The organism is Streptomyces sp. CB02923, assembly GCF_001905005.1.
In the GTDB taxonomy this organism is placed as follows: domain Bacteria; phylum Actinomycetota; class Actinomycetes; order Streptomycetales; family Streptomycetaceae; genus Streptomyces.
In genome coordinates, this window is sequence record NZ_LWKZ01000012.1 from 17,510 (window position 1) to 38,266 (window position 20,757).

The window sequence follows — 20,757 nt, forward strand, 5'->3', positions numbered from 1 at the left end:
CGGGCGGCGCGGTACGCGGCGGTGCCGAGGGTTACGGCCCGGGGCCCTGCCGGGCACTCTGATAGGGCAGAAGCTGTCTCCTAAGGAGTGACGGGCACATGGCGGCGCCTTTTGACCTGCGGTTCGACTGCGGGCGGATCTGCCTGGACCTGATGGCCACGACCGGCCGGACCGCCGAACGCCTGGCCGGCCCCGAACATCTGGCGGCCTGGCTGGTGGGCTCGGGCGTCGTCCCCGGCAGCACCCAGCTCGGCGCCGTCGACCGCGGCTGGGTCGTACGCTTCCGGATGCTGCGCGAACTGCTGCGCCGCGTCATCCACGACGAACTGCGCGGCCGGGCCGCCGACGGCGACCTGCGCCTGCTCAACGCGGCGGCGGCCGCGGCCCCCGTACCGCCCGCCCGCGCCGTACGGACCGACGACGGCGGCCTGGTCCGGGCGTTCGCCGGGCCGCCCGACTGCGCCGGACTGCTCGCCGCGGTGGCACGGGACGCGATAGCGATGCTGACCGACGCGGTGACGCGCGGCCAGCTGCGGCAGTGCGAGGGCGAGAGCTGCTCGTTGGTGTACCTGGACACCTCGCGCGGACGGCGGCGCCGGTGGTGCTCCAGCGAGGTGTGCGGGAACCGGGAGCGGGTGGCGCGCCACCGGCGGCGGGCCACCCGCCGGGAGCTTTCGGGTCAGCCGCCTGTCGTACGCCCGGCCGTGCGCACGGTGCCGACGAAGACGTAGTCGGCCCGGTAGGGCACCGCGGCCTCCGGGTGCGCGGCCGGGTCGCAGGCGCCGCCGGGGGCGACGCCGCCCGCCGTGTTCAGCCGGAGGATCTCGCCGACCTGGCCGAGCCGGCCGTCCGGCGGCCCCGACCGGCGGGCGTCCAGGGCGAGTTCGGGGATGTTGCCCGCGCCGTTCGGGGTCTTCGAGCGGACCGTGCCGGTGACGGCGGAGCGGTCCGGTGCCACCCATACGGGCGGCCCCTTGGGGCCGGGCGCGGCGAAGAAGTGTGCGATGCCGCCTTCGAGGAGAGCGCGTACGTCGCGCTGCGTATAAGCGTAACTCCCGTCGCCCTGCCGGGTGCAGGCGTAGATCTGCGCGCCGTGGACCACCGGAGCCCGCACGCTGTGCCGCAGGGCCCGGTCCGCGTCGACAGGTTCCGCCAATGCGTGGAGCCGTCCGCGTATCGCGCCGTGCGGGAATCGCTCCGTAAGGAGATTGAAAGAGAAACTATTCGGCTGTCTCCGCAGAGCGTCCAGGACACGTCGGCCGGAGATCTCGACCGTGCCGCTCACCGAGGTCTTCCCGGCGGAAAGCCGCCCCGTGAACAGAGGAATGCGTACGGGCCCTCCGGCGCCTTTCCCCGCTTCCCGGAGGACGGCCGCGACGGGCGTGGCGACGCCCCGGAAGGACAGCGCGAAGGAGAGCCGGCCGCCCCGCAGACGGAGGAAGGCCAGCCCCCGCCCGTCCCGGTCGCCCGTCCCGGACGCCTCGTTCTCCGCGCTCAGACTGCTCACGAAGGAGACCGCTCCGCCGCCCCCGGCCTGCGCTGTCTGCGCTGCGTGCGCGGGCGGCGCCATGAGCGCCACAGCGACGGCGGCCGCGGCGCAGGCAGCGGCGATGGCCCTGTCACGACTCACGGTGTACCTCCCTGCCACCGGAGCCCGGCCTTCGCGCCGGGCTCGTCGGGCTGCTGTACGGGGCGCCCGCCGCGGCCGTTCACCGGGAAAGGGGGGCAGCGTCACGGCGGCCGGGCCGAACGCCCGGAAGGAGAAAACCGTGACGCCCGCGCGGGCGCACCGGGAGGCACGCGCACCGGCGCGCGGGAAACGCCCGCCCACCCGCACGGGTAACCCCGCCACCGCGCCGGGAATTCACCCCGCGGGTGCTGAGCCGCGGCGCACCCGGACCCGTACTGCTGGCTGAAGGGGCGTGAATGGGCCCGGAATTCGAGACGAGGGGGCGGACATGCGCGAGCCCGGACGCGGACGGCAGACCGGGACCACCGGCGGTACGGACGGTGACGGCAGCGACACCGGCGACGCGCGAGAGCGCTGAGACCCGTGCGCAGCGAATGTCCGATCCGTGCTATCGACCCGGGAGTTGGCGTGCGCGAGGATGCCGTCGTGGCAGACAGTACGTCGCCGGACGAGGAGCTGATGCGGGCCCTCTACGAGGAGCACGCGGGCCCGCTGCTCGCCTTCGTGCTGCGCCTGGTCGCCGGGGACCGGCACCGGGCGGAGGACGTGGTGCAGGAGACCCTGCTGCGGGCCTGGCGCAACGCCGGCCAGTTGCAGCGCGCGACCGGCTCCGTCCGCCCCTGGCTGGTCACCGTCGCCCGGCGGATCGTCATCGACAGCCACCGCAGCCGTCAGGCGCGGCCCCAGGAGGTCGACGCCGCCCCCTTGGAATCGATGCCGGCCGCCGACGAGATCGACCGGGCCCTGCGCCTGATGACGATCACCGAAGCGCTCGGCGACCTCAGTGCGGCCCACCGAGAGGCGTTGATTGAGACCTACTTCAAGGGGCGTACGGTCAGCGAGGCGGCCGAAGTGCTCCGGGTGCCGGCCGGAACCGTCCGGTCCCGGGTCTTCTACGCCCTGCGCTCCCTGAAGCTCTCGCTTGAAGAACGAGGAGTGACGGCGTGATGCGGCCCACGGAGCCCGTAGAACACACCGACGTCGGCGCCTACGCGCTGGGCGTCCTGGACGCCGCCGAGGCGGCACGCTTCGAGGAGCACCTGGCCGGCTGCGACCGGTGCGCCGCCGAACTCGACGACCTGATGGGTCTGCCGCCCCTGCTCGCCGACGCCAGGGAGGCGGCACCCGACCCGGAGGCGGTCACCCCGGTCCCCGGGCCGGGCCTGCTGGACGGCCTCCTGGCCGAGGTCGGCGCGGTGCGCCGCACCCGCCGCAGGCGCCGCCTGTACCTGGTGGCCGCCGCCGCGGTGCTGGTCGCCGGCGGCCCGCTCACCACGTACGCGCTGACCGCGGGGGACACCGACGAGACCCCGGAACACCTGGCGAGCTACGCCCGCACGATGTACGAGCACGGCGAGAAGGCCGGCACGGTCGACCCGGTGACCAAGGTCGCCGCCAGCGTCTCCATGGAACGCAAGCCCTGGGGCACCCACGTCGCCCTCAAGCTGGGCAACGTCAAGGGCCCGCTCACCTGCGATCTGGTCGCGATCGGCAAGAACGGCGCGGAGCAGACCGTGACGACCTGGGCGGTGCCCGCGGGCGGCTACGGCCTCAAGGACGGCGCCACCAAGTGGAACAAGGAACCCCTCTACACGCACGGCGGCGCGGCCATGAACCGTTCCACCATCGACCGCTTCGAGGTCCGCACGCTCGACGGCAGGCGGCTGGCCGAGATCAAGGTCTGACCGGACGGCGGCGGGGCCCGGCGGGAAGCGCCTCCGGTGAAGCCTCGGCGCTCCCGATGATTCCGCGGCGCTCCCGGTGAAGCCTCCGGCGCCCCGGTGAACCCTTCGGCGCCCCCCTGGTGAAGCCTTCAGTGCCGCCAGATGAAGCCTCCAGCGCCGCCAGATGAAGAGGAACCGCTGATTCCGCACAATCCGCCCGCTCATGTTGCCCGGTTTGGTCCCACCCGGTGGTGATTTCGTCCTTCGGGTCAGGTGCGCCCGGTGCCTGGTTCGCGTACGGTTGACGGCTGCCCTACGCACAGAAGAAGGGGGCCTGGGTGGCCGCGCAGAATGCCACGCACGCGCCGGACTCCGTCGACGACGCACAGCCGGACAGCACACGCGAACGCGAGATCTCATCCGAACAGGAGCATCTCGACCGTGTCTACCAGCGTCTAGAGGAGAAGATCCACGAGGCCGAGTTCCTCATGGACGACGCCGCCAAACGCGGCCAGGTCGGCACGCCCGGCGCCCTCGCCGAGCGGGACGCCCAGGTCTTCCAGGCCGGCGCCCACCTGAACCGGCTCAACTCCGAGTACGAGGACTTCCTCTTCGGCCGCATCGACCTGCTGCCGGGCAAGGACGGCAAGAAGGGCCCGGACGGCGCGTACACCTCCGTCGACCCCGCCGACGGCGCCGTCACCGACGGCCGCGCCGAGATCGCCGAGACCCTGCACATCGGCCGCCTCGGCGTCCTGGACGCCGACTACAGCCCGCTGGTCATCGACTGGCGCGCGCCCGCCGCCGCCCCCTTCTACCGGGCCACCCCGGTCGCGCCGGGCCGCGTCGTACGCCGCCGGGTCATCCGCTCCAAGGGCCGCCGCGTCCTGGGCGTCGAGGACGACCTGATGCGCCCGGAGATCAGCGCGACACTCGACGGCGAGGAACTGCCCGCGGTCGGCGACGGCGCGCTGATGGCCGCCCTGGGCCGGGCCCGCAGCCACTCGATGCGCGACATCGTCGCCTCCATCCAGGCCGAGCAGGACATGGTCATCCGGGCCCCCGCCGCCTCCGTCACGGAGGTCGAGGGCGGCCCCGGCACCGGCAAGACCGCGGTGGCGCTGCACCGCGCCGCCTACCTCCTCTACCAGGACCGCCGCCGCTACGCGGGCGGCATCCTCATCGTCTCCCCGACGCCGCTGCTCGTCGCGTACACCGAAGGCGTCCTGCCGTCCCTCGGCGAGGAGGGCCAGGTCGCCATCCGCGCTTTGGGGTCTCTTGTGGACGGTGCAGAGGCCACCGCTTACGACTCCCCGGCCGTCGCCCGGATCAAGGGCTCCAGCCGCATGCAGAAACTGCTGCGCAAGGCGGCCCGCGGAGCCCTGGAAATGGCCGCGGCGGCGCCCGCCGGGGCCGCCGCCCCCGCGCCCGCCGACGGCCAGCTCGCCTTCGGCGAGGACGACGAGGAGACGGCGGCCCCCACCGGACCGCCGGACCGCCTGCGGGTGGTCGTCTTCGGCGCCCGCGTCGAACTGGACGCCCGCGACCTGCACCGCGTCCGGCAGTCCGCCCTCGGCGGCACCGCACCGGTCAACCTGCTGCGCCCGCGCGCCCGCCGCCTCGTCCTGGACGCCCTGTGGTCCCGGTCCGGCTCCGCCAAGCGCTACACGGATCCCGAACTGGCCGCCGAGGCGCGCCAGGCGTTCGACGAGGACATCACCACCGAGCCGGACTTCCAGGACTTCCTCGACGCCTGGTGGCCGGAGCTGACGCCGCGCGGCGTGCTGGCCGCGATGGCCGACGAGCGACGGCTGGGCCGCTGGGCGCGCCGCGTGCTCAACCAGCGCGAAGTGCGCAGACTGGCCCGCTCCCTGAGCCGTCTGGACGCCAAGGGGCAGGGCCCGCTGTCGGTCCACGACGTGGCGCTGCTGGACGAGCTGCAGCTGATCCTCGGCGCGCCGCCCCGGCCCGCCAGGCCCCGCGAGGCCGATCCGCTGGACCAGCTCACCGGTCTGGAGGAGCTGAGCACCTACGGCGAGCGCATGTCCGGCGGCGGCCGCGGCAGACGCGACCGCCTGGAGGAGGAGCGTACGGACTACGCCCACGTCATCGTCGACGAGGCGCAGGACCTGACGCCCATGCAGTGGCGGATGGTCGGCCGCCGCGGCCGGCACGCGACGTGGACGGTCGTCGGCGACCCGGCGCAGTCGTCCTGGTCCGATCCGGACGAGGCGGCCGTCGCCCGCGACGAGGCGCTGGGCACCCGCCCGCGCCGCCGCTTCACCCTCACCGTCAACTACCGCAACCCGGCGGAGATCGCGGAGCTGGCGGCCCGGGTGCTGGCGCTGGCGATGCCGGGCATGGAGGCGCCGACGGCGGTCCGTTCGACGGGCCTGACGCCGCGTTTCGTGGTCGCCGACGACGCCGACCTGGGCGGTTCCGTACGGGACGCGGCCCGGCTGCTGCTGGACGAGGTGGACGGCACCGTCGGTGTCGTGGTGGCGATGGAGCGCCGCGCGCAGGCCCGCCGCTGGCTGGCGGGGCTGGGGGACCGGGTGGTGGCGCTGGGTTCGCTGGAGGCCAAGGGCCTGGAGTACGACGCGACGCTGGTGGTCTCGCCCGCCGAGATCGCGGACGAGTCGCCGGCCGGGCTGCGGGTGCTGTACGTGGCGCTGACCCGGGCCACCCAGCAGCTGACCGTCCTGTCCGGGGCCCGCGACGAGCCCGACGACCAGGGGGTTCCGGACCTGCTCAGGGACTGATCCACGAGCGGCCGGCCGGGTCGCGCGCAGGTGTCCGGCGACCGCCGGGAAAGAAGGTCGCGGGACGGGATTCGCTTCGAGAGATGGTTTGTTAGCCTTGGTGGTGGCACCGGCCCGATCCAAGCCCCCGGGCCCAACCATAGTCGCTACGAGCGACCACTTGCCGCGAGGCGAGCATGGCGGGTCGGTGTCACTGAACCACACGACGGGCGTCTTCCGGAGCAATCCGGGAGGCGCCCGTCGCCGTTCGCGCACTGTTCACCGGCGGTTGGCGGCCGGGTCTTCCGCTCGCCCGCATCCTCTCGTATGGTGGAAAAGTCTTTCCGGAATAAGCGGCTGGTTACCCTGTACCGGCTGGTAGGTGGGACGATCGGTCTTCGCGCTCCGGCCCGGCCCCTCCCGCGGACCCCCGGAGCGGCGCGCAGAGAGAAACAAGGGAAAGCAGAGGAAGTCGGCCATGGCAACGGCGCCCAGCGTCTCGTATTCGATGACGGTGCGGCTGGAGGTTCCCGCGAGCGGTACGGCGGTCAGCCAGCTCACCACGGCCGTGGAGTCCTCCGGCGGCTCCGTCACCGGCCTCGATGTGACCGCCTCCGGCCACGAAAAGCTCCGTATCGACGTCACCATCGCCGCGACCTCCACCGCGCACGCGGACGAGATCGTCGAGAAGCTCCGCGGCATCGAGGGCGTCTCACTCGGCAAGGTCTCCGACCGTACGTTCCTGATGCACCTCGGCGGCAAGATCGAGATGCAGTCGAAGCACCCCATCCGCAGCCGTGACGACCTGTCGATGGTCTACACCCCCGGCGTCGCCCGGGTCTGCCAGGCCATCGCCGACAACCCCGAGGACGCCCGGCGCCTGACCATCAAGCGCAACAGCGTCGCGGTCGTCACCGACGGCTCCGCCGTCCTGGGCCTGGGCAACATCGGCCCCAAGGCCGCGCTGCCCGTCATGGAGGGCAAGGCGGCCCTCTTCAAGCGCTTCGCCGGCATCGACGCCTGGCCGCTGTGCCTGGACACCCAGGACACCGACGCCATCGTGGAGATCGTCAAGGCCATCGCCCCCGGCTTCGCGGGCATCAACCTGGAGGACATCTCCGCGCCGCGCTGCTTCGAGATCGAGGCCCGGCTGCGCGAGGCCCTGGACATCCCGGTCTTCCACGACGACCAGCACGGCACCGCCATCGTGGTGCTCGCGGCGCTGACCAACGCGCTGCGCGTGGTCGGCAAGAAGACCGAGGACGTACGGGTCGTGATGTCCGGCGCGGGCGCCGCCGGCACGGCCATCCTCAAGCTGCTGATGGCGGCCGGCGTCCAGCACGCCGTCGTCGCCGACATCAACGGCGTGGTGCACGCGGGCCGCGCGGACCTGGTCGACGCCGACCCCGACTCGCCGCTGCGCTGGATCGCCGACAACACCAACCCGGAGGGCGAGACCGGCACCCTCAAGGAGGCCATCGTCGGCGCCGACGTGTTCATCGGCGTCTCCGCGCCCAACGTCCTGGACGGCGACGACGTGGCCAAGATGGCCAAGGGCGCGATCGTGTTCGCACTCGCCAACCCCGACCCCGAGGTGGACCCCGCCGTGGCGCGGCAGACCGCCTCCGTCGTGGCCACCGGCCGCTCCGACTTCCCGAACCAGATCAACAACGTGCTGGTCTTCCCGGGTGTCTTCCGCGGCCTGCTGGACGCCCAGTCCCGTACGGTGAACACGGAAATGATGCTGGCCGCGGCCGGCGCGCTGGCGGACGTCGTCCTGGACGACGAGCGCAACGCGAACTACATCATCCCCAGCGTCTTCAACGACAAGGTCGCGGGCGCGGTGGCCGACGCGGTGAAGGAAGCCGCGAAGGCCGCTGGGGAGGCTGTGACGGCCGCCACCACGGTCTGACGCCCGGCGCGTCGCGTGGCACGGGGCCCGCGGCACCCCCATAGGGTGGCGGGCAGCAGACGGCCGCCGCCCTGGCGGGGCCGGCCCGGAGCGGCACGGTGCGGACGTCACCACTATGAGGCAGTGGCGCTTTTCGTGTGACCCTCCTGGGTGCCGGATTGGCTTTACCGCCGCAGGTGGGGGCAGGATGCGTATCCGGGCGCGAGGGTCTGTCAGCAGACCCGGGTCCGGGGACTGTCCGAGGGCCCTGGCAGCATCGGCTTCGATCTCACGCCTCATTGGCAAGAAGAACACGGGAGTACAAACATGAACCGCAGTGAGCTGGTGGCCGCTCTGGCCGACCGCGCCGAGGTGACCCGCAAGGACGCCGACGCCGTTCTGGCCGCGCTCGCCGAGACCGTCGGCGAGGTCGTCGCCAAGGGCGACGAGAAGGTCACCATCCCCGGCTTCCTGACCTTCGAGCGCACCCACCGTGCCGCTCGCACCGCGCGCAACCCGCAGACCGGCGACCCGATCCAGATCCCGGCCGGCTACAGCGTGAAGGTCTCCGCGGGCTCCAAGCTCAAGGAAGCCGCCAAGGGCAAGTAAGCCACCCGGGGCCCGACGGCCCCGGTGACAAGGCGTGAGGGCGGCCGTCCCCTTCGGGGGGCGGCCGCCCTCCTTTGTGCGCCCGGCGCCCGGCAAGGGCCCCACAGGGCCCGCTGATGGGGCCTGTGGGGCCCTTGTGGCTCCTGTTGCTCTACAGAGGCGTAGAGGCCGTCCAGGGGCCGCAGCGGGGCGTACAGGGTTCCCCGTCCGTCCCGGCCGCTGCCGCACCGCCCCGCGAATGCGTCGCACCCGCAATCCGCGCGGCCGCGACCCGCTGGCGGCACACGACCACAAGGGGCGGATTCAACCATTAGCGAACGCGAATTCGGGCGGTTCGGGGGCGTCGGCCGACCGGGCGGTAGTCATCGGTCGGCGGCCACGCCGATGCTGCCGGTCGGCCACACGGCAGAAGGGGCGGTCACCCGCCCGGGTGACCGCCCCTTCCGTCATGCATGCCGTGGCGCGCGGGCCGAGGCGCCCGCCGCGCCGGTCAGGCGCTCAGCGCCCCGTTCGGCAGCTCCACCTGGGCTCCCAGGCTCACCAGCTTCTCCATGAAGTTCTCGTAGCCACGGTTGATCAGGTCGATGCCGTGCACACGCGAGGTGCCCTGCGCCGCGAGGGCGGCGATCAGGTACGAGAAGCCGCCCCGCAGGTCCGGGATGACCAGGTCGGCGCCCTGCAGCTTGGTCGGCCCGGACACCACCGCCGAGTGCAGGAAGTTGCGCTGCCCGAAGCGGCAGGCGCTGCCGCCCAGGCACTCGCGGTAGAGCTGGATGTGCGCGCCCATCTGGTTGAGCGCCGATGTGAAGCCGAGCCGGGACTCGTACACCGTCTCGTGGACGATGGACAGGCCGGACGCCTGCGTCAGGGCGACCACCAGCGGCTGCTGCCAGTCGGTCTGGAAACCGGGGTGCACGTCGGTCTCCAGCGCGATGGCGTCCAGCGAACCACCCGGGTGCCAGAAGCGGATGCCCTCGTCGTCGATCTCGAAGGCGCCGCCGACCTTGCGGTAGGTGTTCAGGAAGGTCATCATCGAGCGCTGCTGCGCGCCGCGCACGTAGATGTTGCCCTCGGTGGCCAGCGCCGCGGACGCCCAGGAGGCCGCCTCCAGGCGGTCCGGGAGGGCGCGGTGGTTGTAGCCGCCCAGCTTCTCGACACCGGTGATCCGGATGGTCCGGTCGGTGTCCATGGAGATGATCGCGCCCATCTTCTGCAGGACGCAGATCAGGTCTTCGATCTCCGGCTCCACGGCCGCGTTCGACAGCTCGGTGACGCCCTCCGCCAGAACGGCGGTCAGCAGCACCTGCTCGGTCGAGCCGACGGACGGGTACGGCAGGCGGATCTTGCAGCCGCGCAGCCGCTGCGGCGCCTCCAGGTACTGGCCGTCGTCGCGCTTCTCGATGGTCGCGCCGAACTGGCGCAGCACGTCGAAGTGGAAGTCGACCGGCCGGCCGCCGATGTCGCAGCCGCCCAGGCCCGGGATGAAGGCGTGGCCGAGGCGGTGCAGCAGCGGGCCGCAGAAGAGGATCGGGATGCGCGAGGACCCGGCGTGGGCGTCGATGTCGGCGACATTGGCGCTCTCCACGTGCGACGGGTCGAGGATGAGCTCACCCGCTTCGTCGCCCGGGCGCACCGTGACGCCGTGCAGTTGCAGCAGGCCGCGTACGACGCGTACGTCGCGGATGTCGGGCACATTGCGCAGTCTGCTCGGGCTGCTGCCGAGGAGCGCGGCGACCATGGCCTTGGGCACGAGGTTCTTCGCGCCGCGAACCCGGATCTCGCCCTCCAGCGGGGTGCCGCCGTGGACAAGCAGTACGTCGTCGGTAGAGACGGTCATGGATCTCGCGTTCCTGGAGACGGACAGGGGGCCAAGGGGAAATGGTAAGGGCGGTGGAGGGGGTGCCCGTAGGCCGGAGCGGGTTCGGGGCATGTAATGGCTTTGTCACAACACCCTCCGCTACGGTCCGCCTTTGTTCTGTAATCGACATTTGGCAAGGTCTGCTCAACTATGCCCAGCTATGTCGTCCGTACGGCGCATCCGTGCGCCGGGCCTGCCGTCGTACGCCCTGCGCTGCTCTCGCCCGGGTACCGCTGTTGACTCCCCGCCGCGGTCCGATGTGCGGGATCATGTCCCCATGACCGAGGTGTCCTCGCTCACCGGCCGGCTGCTCGTCGCCACACCGGCGCTCGCCGACCCGAACTTCGACCGCGCGGTGGTGCTCCTGCTCGACCACGACGAGGAGGGGTCCCTCGGCGTGGTCCTCAACCGTCCGACACCCGTGGGCGTCGGCGACATCCTCCAGGCGTGGGCGTCCCTGGCGGGCGAGCCCGGCGTGGTCTTCCAGGGCGGCCCGGTCTCGCTGGACTCCGCCCTCGGGGTGGCCGTCGTACCGGGCGGCCCGGAGACGCCGGAGAGCGCACTGGTCGGCGACGGGCCGCTGGGCTGGCGCCGGGTGCACGGCGCGATAGGGCTGGTGGACCTGGAAGCCCCGCCCGAACTCCTCTCCACCGTGCTCGGCAGCCTGCGGATCTTCGCCGGTTACGCGGGCTGGGGCCCCGGCCAGCTGGAGGACGAACTGGTCGAGGGCGCCTGGTACGTCGTCGAGTCCGAACCGGGCGACGTGTCCTCCCCCGACCCGGAACAACTCTGGCGAGCGGTCCTACGACGCCAGCGCAACGAACTGGCGATGGTGGCGACGTATCCGGACGACCCGTCCCTGAACTGAGGAAGCGGCTGGCCTGGGGCGGGGCGGGGGCAGGGACGGGGACGGGGACAGTGGCGGGGCGGGGTTCCGCGCCGCGTCCCCTTGGGTAAGCCCCCGTCGGGGGGATGCAAGCGTTCGATTGCCCCTGTAGGGCAGCGACCCGGCCCGCGCCCGCGCCCGGCCCGCGCCCGCCCGCCCCGGCCCGGGCTCCATTCCGCCCGCCCCGCCCGATGGCTCGGCCCGGGCTCCACTCCACCCGCCCCGCCTGGCGGCTCAGCCCCGGCTCCACCCGCCACCCGACCTGGCGGAGACGTCCCGGCTCCACCCGCGCACCCCGCCCGACGGCTGAGTCCCCGCCCCTCCCACCTCACCTGATGGCCCAGTCCCCACCCCGCCCACCCCACCCCACGGCTCAGCCCCCACCCCGCCCCTCTGCCCCACCCGTCCCGCCCCACCCGAAGAATCGTTCCGCCAGTGGATGGGCGCCGCGGGTGGGCAGGGCGAGGCGGACGGTCACCGGCGGGGCGTTCTTCAGGCGTACGAACCGGATGCCCGGGTGCGTGTGCCGCTCGGCCACCTCCTGCGGCGCCACGCCCACCCCGTGCCCGGCGGCCACCGCCTCCAGCCACTCGTCGAAGTTGTCCGCCGTGCAGGCGAGGCGCGGGCGCCGGTCGGCGGGCCACAGTTCGGGACGGGTGCTGCCGGTGACCGTGTTCACCACGAGCGGGTGGTCCGCCAGCTCGGCCCAGTCCAGCACGCGGCGGCGCGCCAGGGCCCCGGCCGCGGCGGACCGGCCGACGGCGGCGACCCGTGGTTCGCGCAGCAGGACCCGGGTGCGGACGTCGGCGTCCGGCAGGGCGTCCCCGCGCAGTACGGCGATGTCCGACTCGCCGGTGTCCAGCCCCGCCAGCGGCGTGTCCCGGCGCACCAGCCGCACCCCGGCCCCGGTCGCCGCCTCGAACTCCGCGTTCAGTGCGGCGCAGGCGCCGGGCAGCAGCGAGGTGAAGCCGAGCCGCAGTACGGGCTGCCCGCCGTGAGCGCGCAGCGCGGCGGCCAGCCGGGGGAGCAGGGGCGCGAGTTCGGCGTAGAGGCGGCGGCCGTCCTCGGTCGGCTCGACGCGCCGGGTGGTGCGGTCCAGCAGCCGGGTGGCGAGGGTCTCCTCCAAGGCCCGTACGGTCCTGGTCAGCGCGGGCTGCCCGACGCGGAGCCGGTCGGCCGCGTGGGTGAAGCTCCGCTCCTCGGCAACGGCCATGAACGCGCGCAGATGCCGCAGTTCGACACCGTCGAGCCCATCGGCCCCGCGCACCCCGGCCGGAACGGACCCCGCGCCCGCCGGTACGTCCGTGCCGCCCGCCGTTACGCCCGTGCCGCCCACCGTCTCGTCCACGATGTGCTCCCACCCTCCGCTGGAACGTTTCCGCACCCATCCGTACGTGCCCCCGCCGGGCATGCGTCGCTCCGTGCGGGCACCTCCCCGAACACCCGGAGAGCGGCTGCGCTTCCCAGGCCGTTTCCCGGGCCGTCCCCAGACCGCTTCGCGTGCCGGGGCGAGCCGGGGGATCAGCCCAGCGCCTCCTCAATGGCTTCAAAGATGTCCGCGTCGGTCTCCTGCTGCCAGGGAGGAAGACCGGGCCAGTCGGCCACGTAGCCGGGCTTCGGGTCCTCGAAGTGCCGGAACATCTGCGCCGTCCAGCACGTCGCGACGAACCGGCTCTTCTGCTCGCGGGACAGTTTCGACGTCTGCCCACCGCTGATTTCGACGAACTGCCGTACCTGGTCGTACACGGCCCCTGCGGCGTCGCGCTCCCACTGCGGGGTGTCCTCCCACGGGGTGACGTAGCCGGCTTTGGGCTCTCCGGGGAAGTGCCGCCGTACGCCCGCGATCCAGGCTTCCCGGAACACCCGTGCGCCTTCCGTCTCCGGCATCCCGACCCCTCTCGTCTCGTGTCTCGTATCGCGTGTGCGACGGTCCGCCGAATGAATCCGGCTGGACCGGCGCGCCCTTCCGGCGCCGACCGGACCTACCCATTCCCCCCACGCATAAATCCCCCCGTCCCGGCATTTCCCCCGCCATCCGGAGCCCGCCTACGTTTCCCCGGTCGGTGTGCACGGACGGACGGAGACAGGGGAGTTGGCGACGGTGCGCAAGGTCTGGTTGCTGGTGGTGGGGGCGTTCGGCCTGGGGCTGGATGCTTATGTGATGGCGGGGCTGTTGCCCGTCGTCGCGCGGGATGTCGGTACGACGGTGTCCCTGGCGGGGCAGATGGTCACGGTCTTCACGCTGGCGTACGCGATTGCCGCGCCGCTGGTCGCGGGGCTGATGGCGGGGGTGCGGCCGCGGTCGCTCCTTCTGGTCGCGCTCGCCGTTTTCACGGTGGGCAATGCCGCTACGGCGCTTGCTCCCGCGCTGGGTGCGCTGCTGGCCGCCCGGGTCGTCGCGGGGGCCGGGGCGGGTGTGTACGCGGCCCTGTCGACGGCGGCTGCCTCGGCGCTGGTGCCGGCCGAGCGGCGCGGGCGGGCGTTGGCGCTGGTCATGGGCGGGATGAGTACGGGCACGGTGCTCGGTGTGCCGGTGGGGGTGCTGCTGGCCGAGCGCGCGGGCTGGCGGTCGACGATGTGGCTGGTGACGGGGTTGGGCGGGCTGGCGCTGGTGGGGCTGGCGGTGCTGCTGCCGTCGGTGCCGGCTGATCCGCCGGTGCCGGTCCGGGCCCGGCTGGCCGCTGTCGCGGACCGCGAGGTGGCGCCGGTCGTCGGTGTCTCGTTCCTGGCGGCCGTGGCGAGTCTGGGGCTGTACACCTATCTGGCGCCGGTGCTGGCCTCGGCGGGCGGCGTGCGGGAGGTCACTCCGTACCTGTGGGCGTGGGGGATCGGCGGCGTGCTGGGGAGCCTGGTGGCCGGGCCGCTGGTGGACCGTACGGGCAAGGTCAAGGCTCTGGTCGGCGGAGTGCTGGTGACGGTGGTCGCCGCCCAGGCGCTGCTGCCGCTGCTGGCGTCGGCCGCGCTGCCGGGCGCGGCCGTGGCCCTGGTGCTCTGGGGTGCGGCGGGCTGGGCGCTCCAGGTGCCGCAGCAGCACCGGCTGCTCGCGTTGCGCGACGACCGGGGCACGGTCGCCCTCGCGCTGAACAATTCGGCTCTCTATCTGGGCAGCGCGGTCGGCTCCGCGCTGGGCGGGCTCGCCCTCGCGGCGGGGGCCGAGGCGTACGTGCTGCCGTGGGCGGCGGCCGGTGTCGCGGCCCTGGGGCTCGCCCTCCACCTGCGGGCGGGCCGCCGCTCCCGGCACGTCGCGCGCGTCGGTACCCTTGGCGGTTATGAGCACTGTTGAGCCCGAGCGCGGGGCAGGTACGGGGACCCTCGTAGAGCCGACGCCGCAGACGTCGCACGGTGACGGCGACCACGAGCGCTACGCCCACTATGTCCAGAAGGACAAGATCATGGCGAGCGCGCTCGACGGCACCCCCGTCGTCGCCCTCTGCGGCAAGGTGTGGGTCCCGGGCCGTGACCCCAAGAAGTACCCGGTCTGCCCCATGTGCAAGGAGATCTACGAGTCCATGAACGCCGGCGGCGACAAGGACAAGGGCGGCAAGGACGGCGGCAAGAAGTAGCCGCCGGGGCCGGTGCTCCGCCGCCCGGCTCCCTGTCCGTCCTGCGCGTGTCCGGCCCGTTCCCGTACGAGGAGCGGGCCGCACGCGTGTTGCGCCGCACGCAGAGGCCCGGCCCCCTCGAACGGAAGACAGGGAGCCGGGCCTCCGGCGTAGGCGGGCCGGGTGTGCCGGTCCGGTGCGCCGGGTGTGTCAGTCGCGCCAGGGGTTGAGGTTGAAGATGTCGCCGCTCTCGACGTTGGCGACGCACTGGTTCGGATAGGTGTGCTTGTACGCGGTCGTCTTGCCGTGCCAGGTGCCGTGGGCGACGACCGTGACGGGCTGGTAGATCTTCGGGCAGGGGCGCTGCGCGTGCGGGACGCGGGTGTAGTCGCCGTTGGCGAAGGCCAGCTTGAGGCAGGACGCCTCGGGTGCCGGGTGGCTGCCGCTGGTCGGGAAGCACCGCAGGTAGGCGGCGGCGAGGAGGGGCCCGGAGGGGTCGGTGCCCTGGTGGACGGCGATGTGCTGGCGGCCGCCGGTCTCCGGCGGGGTCTCCGCGGCGGCGGGGGTGGCGGCGAAGGGCAGCAGCCCCAGGGCGGCGACGGCCAGCAGGGTGGTGCGTACGGGTTTTGCGCGCATGGGTTCGGTCGGTCCTTTGCGTGTGGTGCGGCTGGGAGCTGCTTCCAGGGGCTGCTGCCGGGGGCCGGTCCGCGCGGACGGGGTCCGGGGCTGCTTCTGGGAGCCGAGGAGGGACATCTGATTCATAGATAGACGTACCGGGACGGATTGGCGGCGAATGTGGGCCAGAGGTGGCGTGTCGCCCGTGCCGTTGCCCGATCGGCTCTTGTGGGGGAGCGTCGGCGCGCTTAGCCTCCTGAGGATTGTGCATGGCGAAACGCCCGTTGCGTATGTTGCAACGTTCCTTCAGGGGGTCCTCAATGCAGCTCTCCGCCCGAACCGCCGCCCGCACGGCGGCACTTGTCCTGGCCGTCGTCACCGCCGCCGGCTGCGCGCCGTCCACCACGGGCGGCGGCGCCAAGGAGGACAGCAAGACCGGCACGCTGCGGGTCTGGCTCTTCCAGGAGGTCAACAACAAGCCCAAGGAAGACGTCGTCCGCAAGGCGGTCGCGGACTTCGAGGCCGCACACCGGGGCGCCAAGGTCGATGTCGACTACATCCCGGTCGACACCCGCGCCCAGCGCATCAAGGCCGCCTTCAACGACCCCAAGAGCGCCCCCGACGTCATCGAGTACGGGAACACCGACACCGCCGGGTACGTCAAGGACGGCGGACTGGCCGACGTCGGCAAGGAGTTCGCCGCCTGGCAGGACGCCAAGGACACCGACCCGACGGCCAAGGAGTCGGTGACCGTGGACGGCAAGGTCTACGGCGCTCCGCTGTTCGTCGGCGTCAGGGCGCTGTACTACCGCACCGATGTGTTCAAGGACCTGGGCATCGCCGTCCCCACGACCCAGGACGAGATCGCCACGGCCGCCCGTAAGATCCGCAAGGAGCGGCCGGAGCTGTACGGGATCGCCGTCGGCGGCGCGTACACCTACGGAGCGCTGCCCTACCTGTGGGCGCACGGCGGCGAGTTGGCGACCGGCAAGGGCGAGGCGTACACCGCCGCCCTGGACAGCCCGAAGGCGCAGGCGGGCATCAAGGCGTACGCGGACCTCTTCGGCGACACCAACTGCCCGGCCGCCAAGTGCGCCGAGATGGGCGGCAACGACGCCGTCGCCGCGTTCGCCGCGGGCAAGGCGGGCATGACGATCGGCGGCGACTTCAGCCACCAGGCCATGGAGGACGGCAAGGTCAAGGGCAAGTACGCGGTCGTGCCGCTGCCCGGCACCGCGAAGGGCTCGATCGCCCCGGCCTTCGCGGGCGGCAACAACATCGGTGTCCTCAAGAGCAGTTCGCACCGCACACTGGCCGTCGACCTGATGAAGTCGCTGGCCGGCAAGGACAGCCAGCGGCGGCTGTTCGACGCGATGGGCTTCCTGCCGACGTACGCCGACGTACGGGCCGAGGCGGCGAAGAAGCAGCCGTTCGTCCAGCCCTTCGTGCGGACGCTGGAGGCGGGCGCCAAGTTCGTGCCGGCCTCCCCGGCCTGGGGCACCATCGACTCCTCGCTGGTGCTGCCGACGATGTACCAGGAGATCGTCAGCGGCCGCAAGGACGTCGCCGCGGCGTCCGGTGACGCCGCGAAGAAGATGAACGAGGCGTTCAAGAAGTGACGCTCACGGTCAAGGAAGCACGCGCCGGTGGCGGCCGTACGCCGCGCGCCGCCGGCCGCCGCGTACGGCCGCCGTCCCGGCACGGGAGCCGCTGGACGCCGTGGCTCTACCTCGCCCCCGCCCTGGTCGTACTGGGCGGTCTGCTCGTCTACCCGATCTACCAGCTCGGCCTGATCTCGTTCCTCGAATACACCCAGGCCCAGGTCAGCGGCGGCGAACCGACCACCTTCAAGGGGCTGGCGAACTACGCCGAACTGTTCGGGGACGGCCAGTTCTGGCAGGTGCTGCTGGCGACGGTGGTGTTCGCCGCGGCCTGCGTCCTGAGCACACTGGCCGTCGGCTGCTCGTTCGCCGTCCTGCTCACCCGGATCCGGGCGGTGCCGCGGCTGGCCCTGATGCTCGCCGCGCTCGGCGCCTGGGCCACCCCGGCCATCACCGGCTCCACCGTCTGGGTCTTCCTCTTCGACCCGGACTTCGGGCCGGTGAACCGGGTGCTGGGCCTCGGCGACTTCTCCTGGACCTACGGGCGCTACAGCGCCTTCGCGCTGGTCCTGCTGGAAGTGGTCTGGTGCTCGTTCCCGTTCGTGATGGTGACCGTCTACGCGGGCATCCGGGCGATCCCCGGCGAGGTGCTGGAGGCCGCCGCCATGGACGGCGCGTCGCAGTGGCGGATCTGGCGCTCGGTCATGGCGCCGATGCTGCGGCCGATCCTCGTCGTCGTCACGATCCAGTCGGTCATCTGGGACTTCAAGGTCTTCACCCAGATCTACGTCATGACCAACGGCGGCGGCATCGCCGGGCAGAACCTCGTACTGAACGTGTACGCCTACCAGAAGGCGTTCGCCTCGTCCCAGTACAGCCTGGGCTCGGCGATCGGCATCGTGATGCTGCTGATCCTGCTGGCCGTCACGCTCGTCTACCTGCGCCTGCTGCGCCGACAAGGGGAAGAACAGTGAGTGGGGGAAAAGTGGGTGTGGTCCGTATGCCGCGGATACGGCGGCCCGGTCGGCTGGCCGCCGAGACGGGCGCGCTGCTGATCGCCGCCGCCGTGGCCTTCCCCCTCTACTGGATGGTGCTGTCCGCCTTCAAACCGGCGGGCGAGATCCAGTCCACCGAGCCGCTGCCCTGGACACTGCACCCCTCGCTGGACGCCTTCCGGCGGGTCTTCCAGCAGCAGGACTTCGGCCGCTACTTCCTGAACAGCCTGTTCGTGGCGGGCGTCGTCGTCATCGTCTCCGCGCTGATCGCCTTCCTCGCGGCGACGGCCGTCACCCGCTTCCGCTTCCGGTTCCGTACGACGCTGCTGATCATGTTCCTGGTCGCGCAGATGGTGCCGGTCGAGGCGCTGACCATCCCGCTGTTCTTCCTGATGCGGGACGTCGGCGACGCCGTACCCGGTATCGGCCTGAACACCCTCGGCTCACTGATCCTGCCGCACCTCGCCTTCTCCCTGCCCTTCGCGATCTGGATGCTGCGCGGCTTCGTCAAGGCCGTACCGCAGGCCCTGGAGGAGGCCGCCTACCTGGACGGCGCGTCCCGCTCCCGCTTCCTGTGGCAGATCCTCTTCCCGCTCGTCTTCCCCGGTCTCGTCGCGACCAGCGTCTTCTCCTTCATCACCACCTGGAACGACTTCCTCTTCGCCAAGTCCTTCATCATCAGCGCGACGGAGAACTCCACCCTCCCGATGGCCCTGCTGGTCTTCTTCAAGCCGGACGAGAACGACTGGGGCGGCATCATGGCGGCCTCGACCGTGATGACCGTGCCCGTACTCGTCTTCTTCGTGCTCGTCCAGCGCAGGCTGGTGTCGGGCATGGGCGGCGCGGTGAAGGACTGACGACGCCCACGCCCCTCCCGTGAACCTTCCCGGCCACCCTTACCTCCCCCTTCCTTACCTCCCCTTTCCTCACCTCCCCCTTTAGCCCAGCGACAGAAGGGTCAGCACATGGACGACGCAGTGACGGCGGACGGCCCCCGGACGGAGGCCGCCCTGATACCGCAGCCGCGCGACACCCGGCCGGAGGACGGCGCGTTCCTCCTCGGGCCGGGGACCGTACTGGACGCGGGCCCCGGTACGGAGGCCACCGCGGCCTGGCTGCGCGGCACCGTCGGCGCCGCGACCGGTCTGCCGCTCCCGTCGGGCACCACGGGAGACGGCACCACCGACGGCAGCGGCGTGCTCCGCCTGCGCATCGACGCCGACACCGCCGAAGCGCTCGGCCCCGAGGGCTACCGGCTGACCGCCGACAGCAGCGGCGTCACCCTCCTCGGCGGCGGCGCGGCCGGCACGTTCTGGGGAGCGCAGACACTGCGGCAGCTGCTCGGCCCCGCCGCGCACCGCCGCGCGCCCCTGCGCCCCGGACAGCGCTGGTCCGTACCGGCCGTACGGGTCGAGGACGCGCCCCGCTTCGCCTGGCGCGGCATGATGCTCGACGTCGCCCGCCACTTCCTGCCCAAGGACGGCGTGCTGCGCTACATCGACCTGCTCGCCGCGCACAAGCTCAACGTCCTGCACTTCCACCTCACCGACGACCAGGGCTGGCGGATCGAGATCAAGCGCCACCCCCGGCTCACCGAGGACGGCGCCTGGCGCGAGCGCACCAAGCTGGGCCACCGGGCCTCCCCCCTGTGGGACGAGCGTCCGCACGGCGGCCACTACACCCAGGACGACATCCGCGAGATCGTCGCCTACGCCGACGCGCGGCATATCACCGTCGTCCCGGAGATCGAGATCCCGGGCCACTCGCAGGCCGCCATCTCGGCATACCCGGAACTGGGCAACACCGACGTCATCGACACCAACTCCCTCAAGCCCTGGGACACGTGGGGCGTCAACCCGAATATATTGGCCCCCACTGACAACACCCTGCGTTTCTACGAAGGGGTGCTGGAAGAGGTCCTCGACCTCTTCCCCTCCCAATTCGTGCACATCGGCGGCGACGAGTGCCCCAAGGACCAGTGGCGGGCCTCGCCGAACGCCCAGGCCCGCATCAAGGAGCTGGGCCTGGCCGACGAGGACGAGCTGCAGAGCTGGTTCATCCGGCACTTCGACCGGTGGCTGGCCGACCGCGGCCGCCGCCTGATCGGCTGGGACGAGATCCTGGAGGGCGGCCTCGCGCCCGGCGCCGCGGTGTCGTCCTGGCGCGGCTACGCGGGTGGCATCGCCGCCGCCCGCGCGGGCCACGACGTCGTCATGTGCCCCGAGCAGCAGGTCTACCTGGACCACCGGCAGCACGACGGCCCCGACGAACCCGTACCGATCGGTTACGTACGGACCCTGGAGGACGTCTACCGCTTCGAGCCGGTACCGCCGCAACTGACGCCGGAACAGGCCGCCCACGTGCTCGGCACCCAGGCCAACGTCTGGACCGAGGTGATGGAGAACCAGCAGCGGCTGGACTACCAGGTCTTCCCGCGGCTCGCCGCCTTCGCCGAGGTGGCCTGGTCGCAGCTGCCGCCCCCCGAAGAGCGCGACCACGCCGGGTTCACCCGCCGGATGGCCGCCCACTACGACCGCCTGGACGCGCTCGGCGTCGACTACCGGCCGCCCGGCGGCCCCCTCCCGCGGCAGCGGCGCCCCGGGTTGCTCGGACGTCCGATCGAGGGGTCGCCCCCAAACGTGTGAGCCGGGGCGGATGCGGGCGG

Annotated in this window: 18 protein-coding genes; 13 read left to right on the forward strand and 5 right to left on the reverse strand. The window is 72.3% G+C overall.

The features are described from left to right. Positions 1-98 precede the first annotated feature (98 nt). Positions 99-731, forward strand: a complete 633-nt coding sequence (locus A6A06_RS11770) for a CGNR zinc finger domain-containing protein (RefSeq protein ID WP_073761177.1) — start codon at positions 99-101, stop codon at positions 729-731. Here the strand turns inward: A6A06_RS11770 and A6A06_RS11775 are convergent. Next, entirely contained in the window at positions 680-1,630 is a 951-nt protein-coding gene (locus A6A06_RS11775) for a DUF3455 domain-containing protein (protein ID WP_079193963.1), read from the reverse strand. The genes A6A06_RS11770 and A6A06_RS11775 overlap by 52 nt on opposite strands. 468 nt (positions 1,631-2,098) lie before the next feature. Between A6A06_RS11775 and A6A06_RS11780 the strand changes: the two genes are divergently transcribed. From A6A06_RS11780 to A6A06_RS11800, 5 genes are all read left to right on the forward strand, one after another. Further along, positions 2,099-2,638 carry a sigma-70 family RNA polymerase sigma factor gene (locus A6A06_RS11780; RefSeq protein WP_443333733.1) on the forward strand — a complete coding sequence of 180 codons (540 nt, stop codon included), beginning with the start codon at positions 2,099-2,101 and terminating at the stop codon, positions 2,636-2,638. After that, positions 2,638-3,375 (forward strand): zf-HC2 domain-containing protein, encoded by a 738-nt coding sequence (locus tag A6A06_RS11785; RefSeq protein ID WP_073761179.1) that lies wholly within the window; start codon positions 2,638-2,640, stop codon positions 3,373-3,375. Before A6A06_RS11780 ends, A6A06_RS11785 begins: the two co-directional genes overlap by 1 nt. Before the next feature lie 317 nt (positions 3,376-3,692). Further along, positions 3,693-6,116, forward strand: a complete 2,424-nt coding sequence (locus A6A06_RS11790) for a HelD family protein (RefSeq protein WP_079193964.1) — start codon at positions 3,693-3,695, stop codon at positions 6,114-6,116. A gap of 457 nt (positions 6,117-6,573) precedes the next feature. Next, positions 6,574-8,007 (forward strand): NAD-dependent malic enzyme, encoded by a 1,434-nt coding sequence (locus tag A6A06_RS11795; RefSeq protein ID WP_199930838.1) that lies wholly within the window; start codon positions 6,574-6,576, stop codon positions 8,005-8,007. 306 nt (positions 8,008-8,313) lie between these two features. Then, a complete protein-coding gene (locus A6A06_RS11800; protein WP_004571953.1) occupies positions 8,314-8,595 on the forward strand; it encodes an HU family DNA-binding protein in 282 nt (93 codons plus the stop codon). A 490-nt stretch (positions 8,596-9,085) separates the two neighbouring features. Here the strand turns inward: A6A06_RS11800 and murA are convergent, their stop codons facing one another. After that, the gene (gene murA / locus A6A06_RS11805) at positions 9,086-10,432 is read right to left on the reverse strand and encodes a UDP-N-acetylglucosamine 1-carboxyvinyltransferase (protein WP_073761180.1); all 1,347 of its coding nucleotides are present in this window, start codon (positions 10,430-10,432) and stop codon (positions 9,086-9,088) included. A gap of 298 nt (positions 10,433-10,730) precedes the next feature. Between murA and A6A06_RS11810 the strand changes: the two genes are divergently transcribed. After that, entirely contained in the window at positions 10,731-11,321 is a 591-nt protein-coding gene (locus A6A06_RS11810; protein ID WP_073761181.1) for a YqgE/AlgH family protein, read from the forward strand. A gap of 391 nt (positions 11,322-11,712) precedes the next feature. On the opposite strand, the gene A6A06_RS11815 is transcribed toward A6A06_RS11810, so the two are convergent. Next, positions 11,713-12,687, reverse strand: a complete 975-nt coding sequence (locus tag A6A06_RS11815; RefSeq protein WP_242440696.1) for a LysR family transcriptional regulator — start codon at positions 12,685-12,687, stop codon at positions 11,713-11,715. 173 nt (positions 12,688-12,860) lie between these two features. Beyond that, positions 12,861-13,226 (reverse strand): hypothetical protein, encoded by a 366-nt coding sequence (locus tag A6A06_RS11820; protein ID WP_073761182.1) that lies wholly within the window; start codon positions 13,224-13,226, stop codon positions 12,861-12,863. Between the two features lie 214 nt (positions 13,227-13,440). Between A6A06_RS11820 and A6A06_RS11825 the strand changes: the two genes are divergently transcribed. Then, positions 13,441-14,622 carry an MFS transporter gene (locus tag A6A06_RS11825; protein ID WP_073762084.1) on the forward strand — a complete coding sequence of 394 codons (1,182 nt, stop codon included), beginning with the start codon at positions 13,441-13,443 and terminating at the stop codon, positions 14,620-14,622. Next, a complete protein-coding gene (locus A6A06_RS11830) occupies positions 14,609-14,902 on the forward strand; it encodes a DUF3039 domain-containing protein (protein ID WP_073761183.1) in 294 nt (97 codons plus the stop codon). Before A6A06_RS11825 ends, A6A06_RS11830 begins: the two co-directional genes overlap by 14 nt. Before the next feature lie 189 nt (positions 14,903-15,091). On the opposite strand, the gene A6A06_RS40820 is transcribed toward A6A06_RS11830, so the two are convergent. Beyond that, positions 15,092-15,517 (reverse strand): SSI family serine proteinase inhibitor, encoded by a 426-nt coding sequence (locus tag A6A06_RS40820; protein ID WP_199930839.1) that lies wholly within the window; start codon positions 15,515-15,517, stop codon positions 15,092-15,094. Positions 15,518-15,816: 299 nt separating this feature from the next. Between A6A06_RS40820 and A6A06_RS11840 the strand changes: the two genes are divergently transcribed. The 4 genes from A6A06_RS11840 to A6A06_RS11855 all read left to right on the forward strand — a co-directional run bounded on the left by A6A06_RS11840 (position 15,817) and on the right by A6A06_RS11855 (position 20,737). Next, positions 15,817-17,115, forward strand: a complete 1,299-nt coding sequence (locus A6A06_RS11840) for an extracellular solute-binding protein (protein ID WP_073761184.1) — start codon at positions 15,817-15,819, stop codon at positions 17,113-17,115. After that, on the forward strand, positions 17,112-18,071 hold the full coding sequence (locus A6A06_RS11845) for a carbohydrate ABC transporter permease (protein ID WP_073761185.1): 960 nt from the start codon (positions 17,112-17,114) through the stop codon (positions 18,069-18,071). Before A6A06_RS11840 ends, A6A06_RS11845 begins: the two co-directional genes overlap by 4 nt. A gap of 26 nt (positions 18,072-18,097) precedes the next feature. Next, positions 18,098-18,949 carry a carbohydrate ABC transporter permease gene (locus A6A06_RS11850; RefSeq protein WP_073761186.1) on the forward strand — a complete coding sequence of 284 codons (852 nt, stop codon included), beginning with the start codon at positions 18,098-18,100 and terminating at the stop codon, positions 18,947-18,949. 108 nt (positions 18,950-19,057) lie between these two features. Continuing rightward, positions 19,058-20,737 (forward strand): beta-N-acetylhexosaminidase, encoded by a 1,680-nt coding sequence (locus tag A6A06_RS11855; protein ID WP_073761187.1) that lies wholly within the window; start codon positions 19,058-19,060, stop codon positions 20,735-20,737. Positions 20,738-20,757 lie beyond the last annotated feature (20 nt).

Bases quoted from the DNA above. Each gene is read 5' to 3' on its own strand.
- A6A06_RS11770 (WP_073761177.1), top strand. From the start codon at position 99: ATGGCGGCGCCTTTTGACCTGCGGTTCGACTGCGGGCGGATCTGCCTG.
- A6A06_RS11785 (WP_073761179.1), top strand. From the start codon at position 2,638: ATGCGGCCCACGGAGCCCGTAGAACACACCGACGTCGGCGCCTACGCG.
- A6A06_RS11795 (WP_199930838.1), top strand. From the start codon at position 6,574: ATGGCAACGGCGCCCAGCGTCTCGTATTCGATGACGGTGCGGCTGGAG.
- A6A06_RS11800 (WP_004571953.1), top strand. From the start codon at position 8,314: ATGAACCGCAGTGAGCTGGTGGCCGCTCTGGCCGACCGCGCCGAGGTG.
- murA (WP_073761180.1), bottom strand. From the start codon at position 10,432: ATGACCGTCTCTACCGACGACGTACTGCTTGTCCACGGCGGCACCCCG.
- A6A06_RS11810 (WP_073761181.1), top strand. From the start codon at position 10,731: ATGACCGAGGTGTCCTCGCTCACCGGCCGGCTGCTCGTCGCCACACCG.
- A6A06_RS11820 (WP_073761182.1), bottom strand. From the start codon at position 13,226: ATGCCGGAGACGGAAGGCGCACGGGTGTTCCGGGAAGCCTGGATCGCG.
- A6A06_RS11830 (WP_073761183.1), top strand. From the start codon at position 14,609: ATGAGCACTGTTGAGCCCGAGCGCGGGGCAGGTACGGGGACCCTCGTA.
- A6A06_RS40820 (WP_199930839.1), bottom strand. From the start codon at position 15,517: ATGCGCGCAAAACCCGTACGCACCACCCTGCTGGCCGTCGCCGCCCTG.
- A6A06_RS11840 (WP_073761184.1), top strand. From the start codon at position 15,817: ATGCAGCTCTCCGCCCGAACCGCCGCCCGCACGGCGGCACTTGTCCTG.
- A6A06_RS11850 (WP_073761186.1), top strand. From the start codon at position 18,098: ATGCCGCGGATACGGCGGCCCGGTCGGCTGGCCGCCGAGACGGGCGCG.
- A6A06_RS11855 (WP_073761187.1), top strand. From the start codon at position 19,058: ATGGACGACGCAGTGACGGCGGACGGCCCCCGGACGGAGGCCGCCCTG.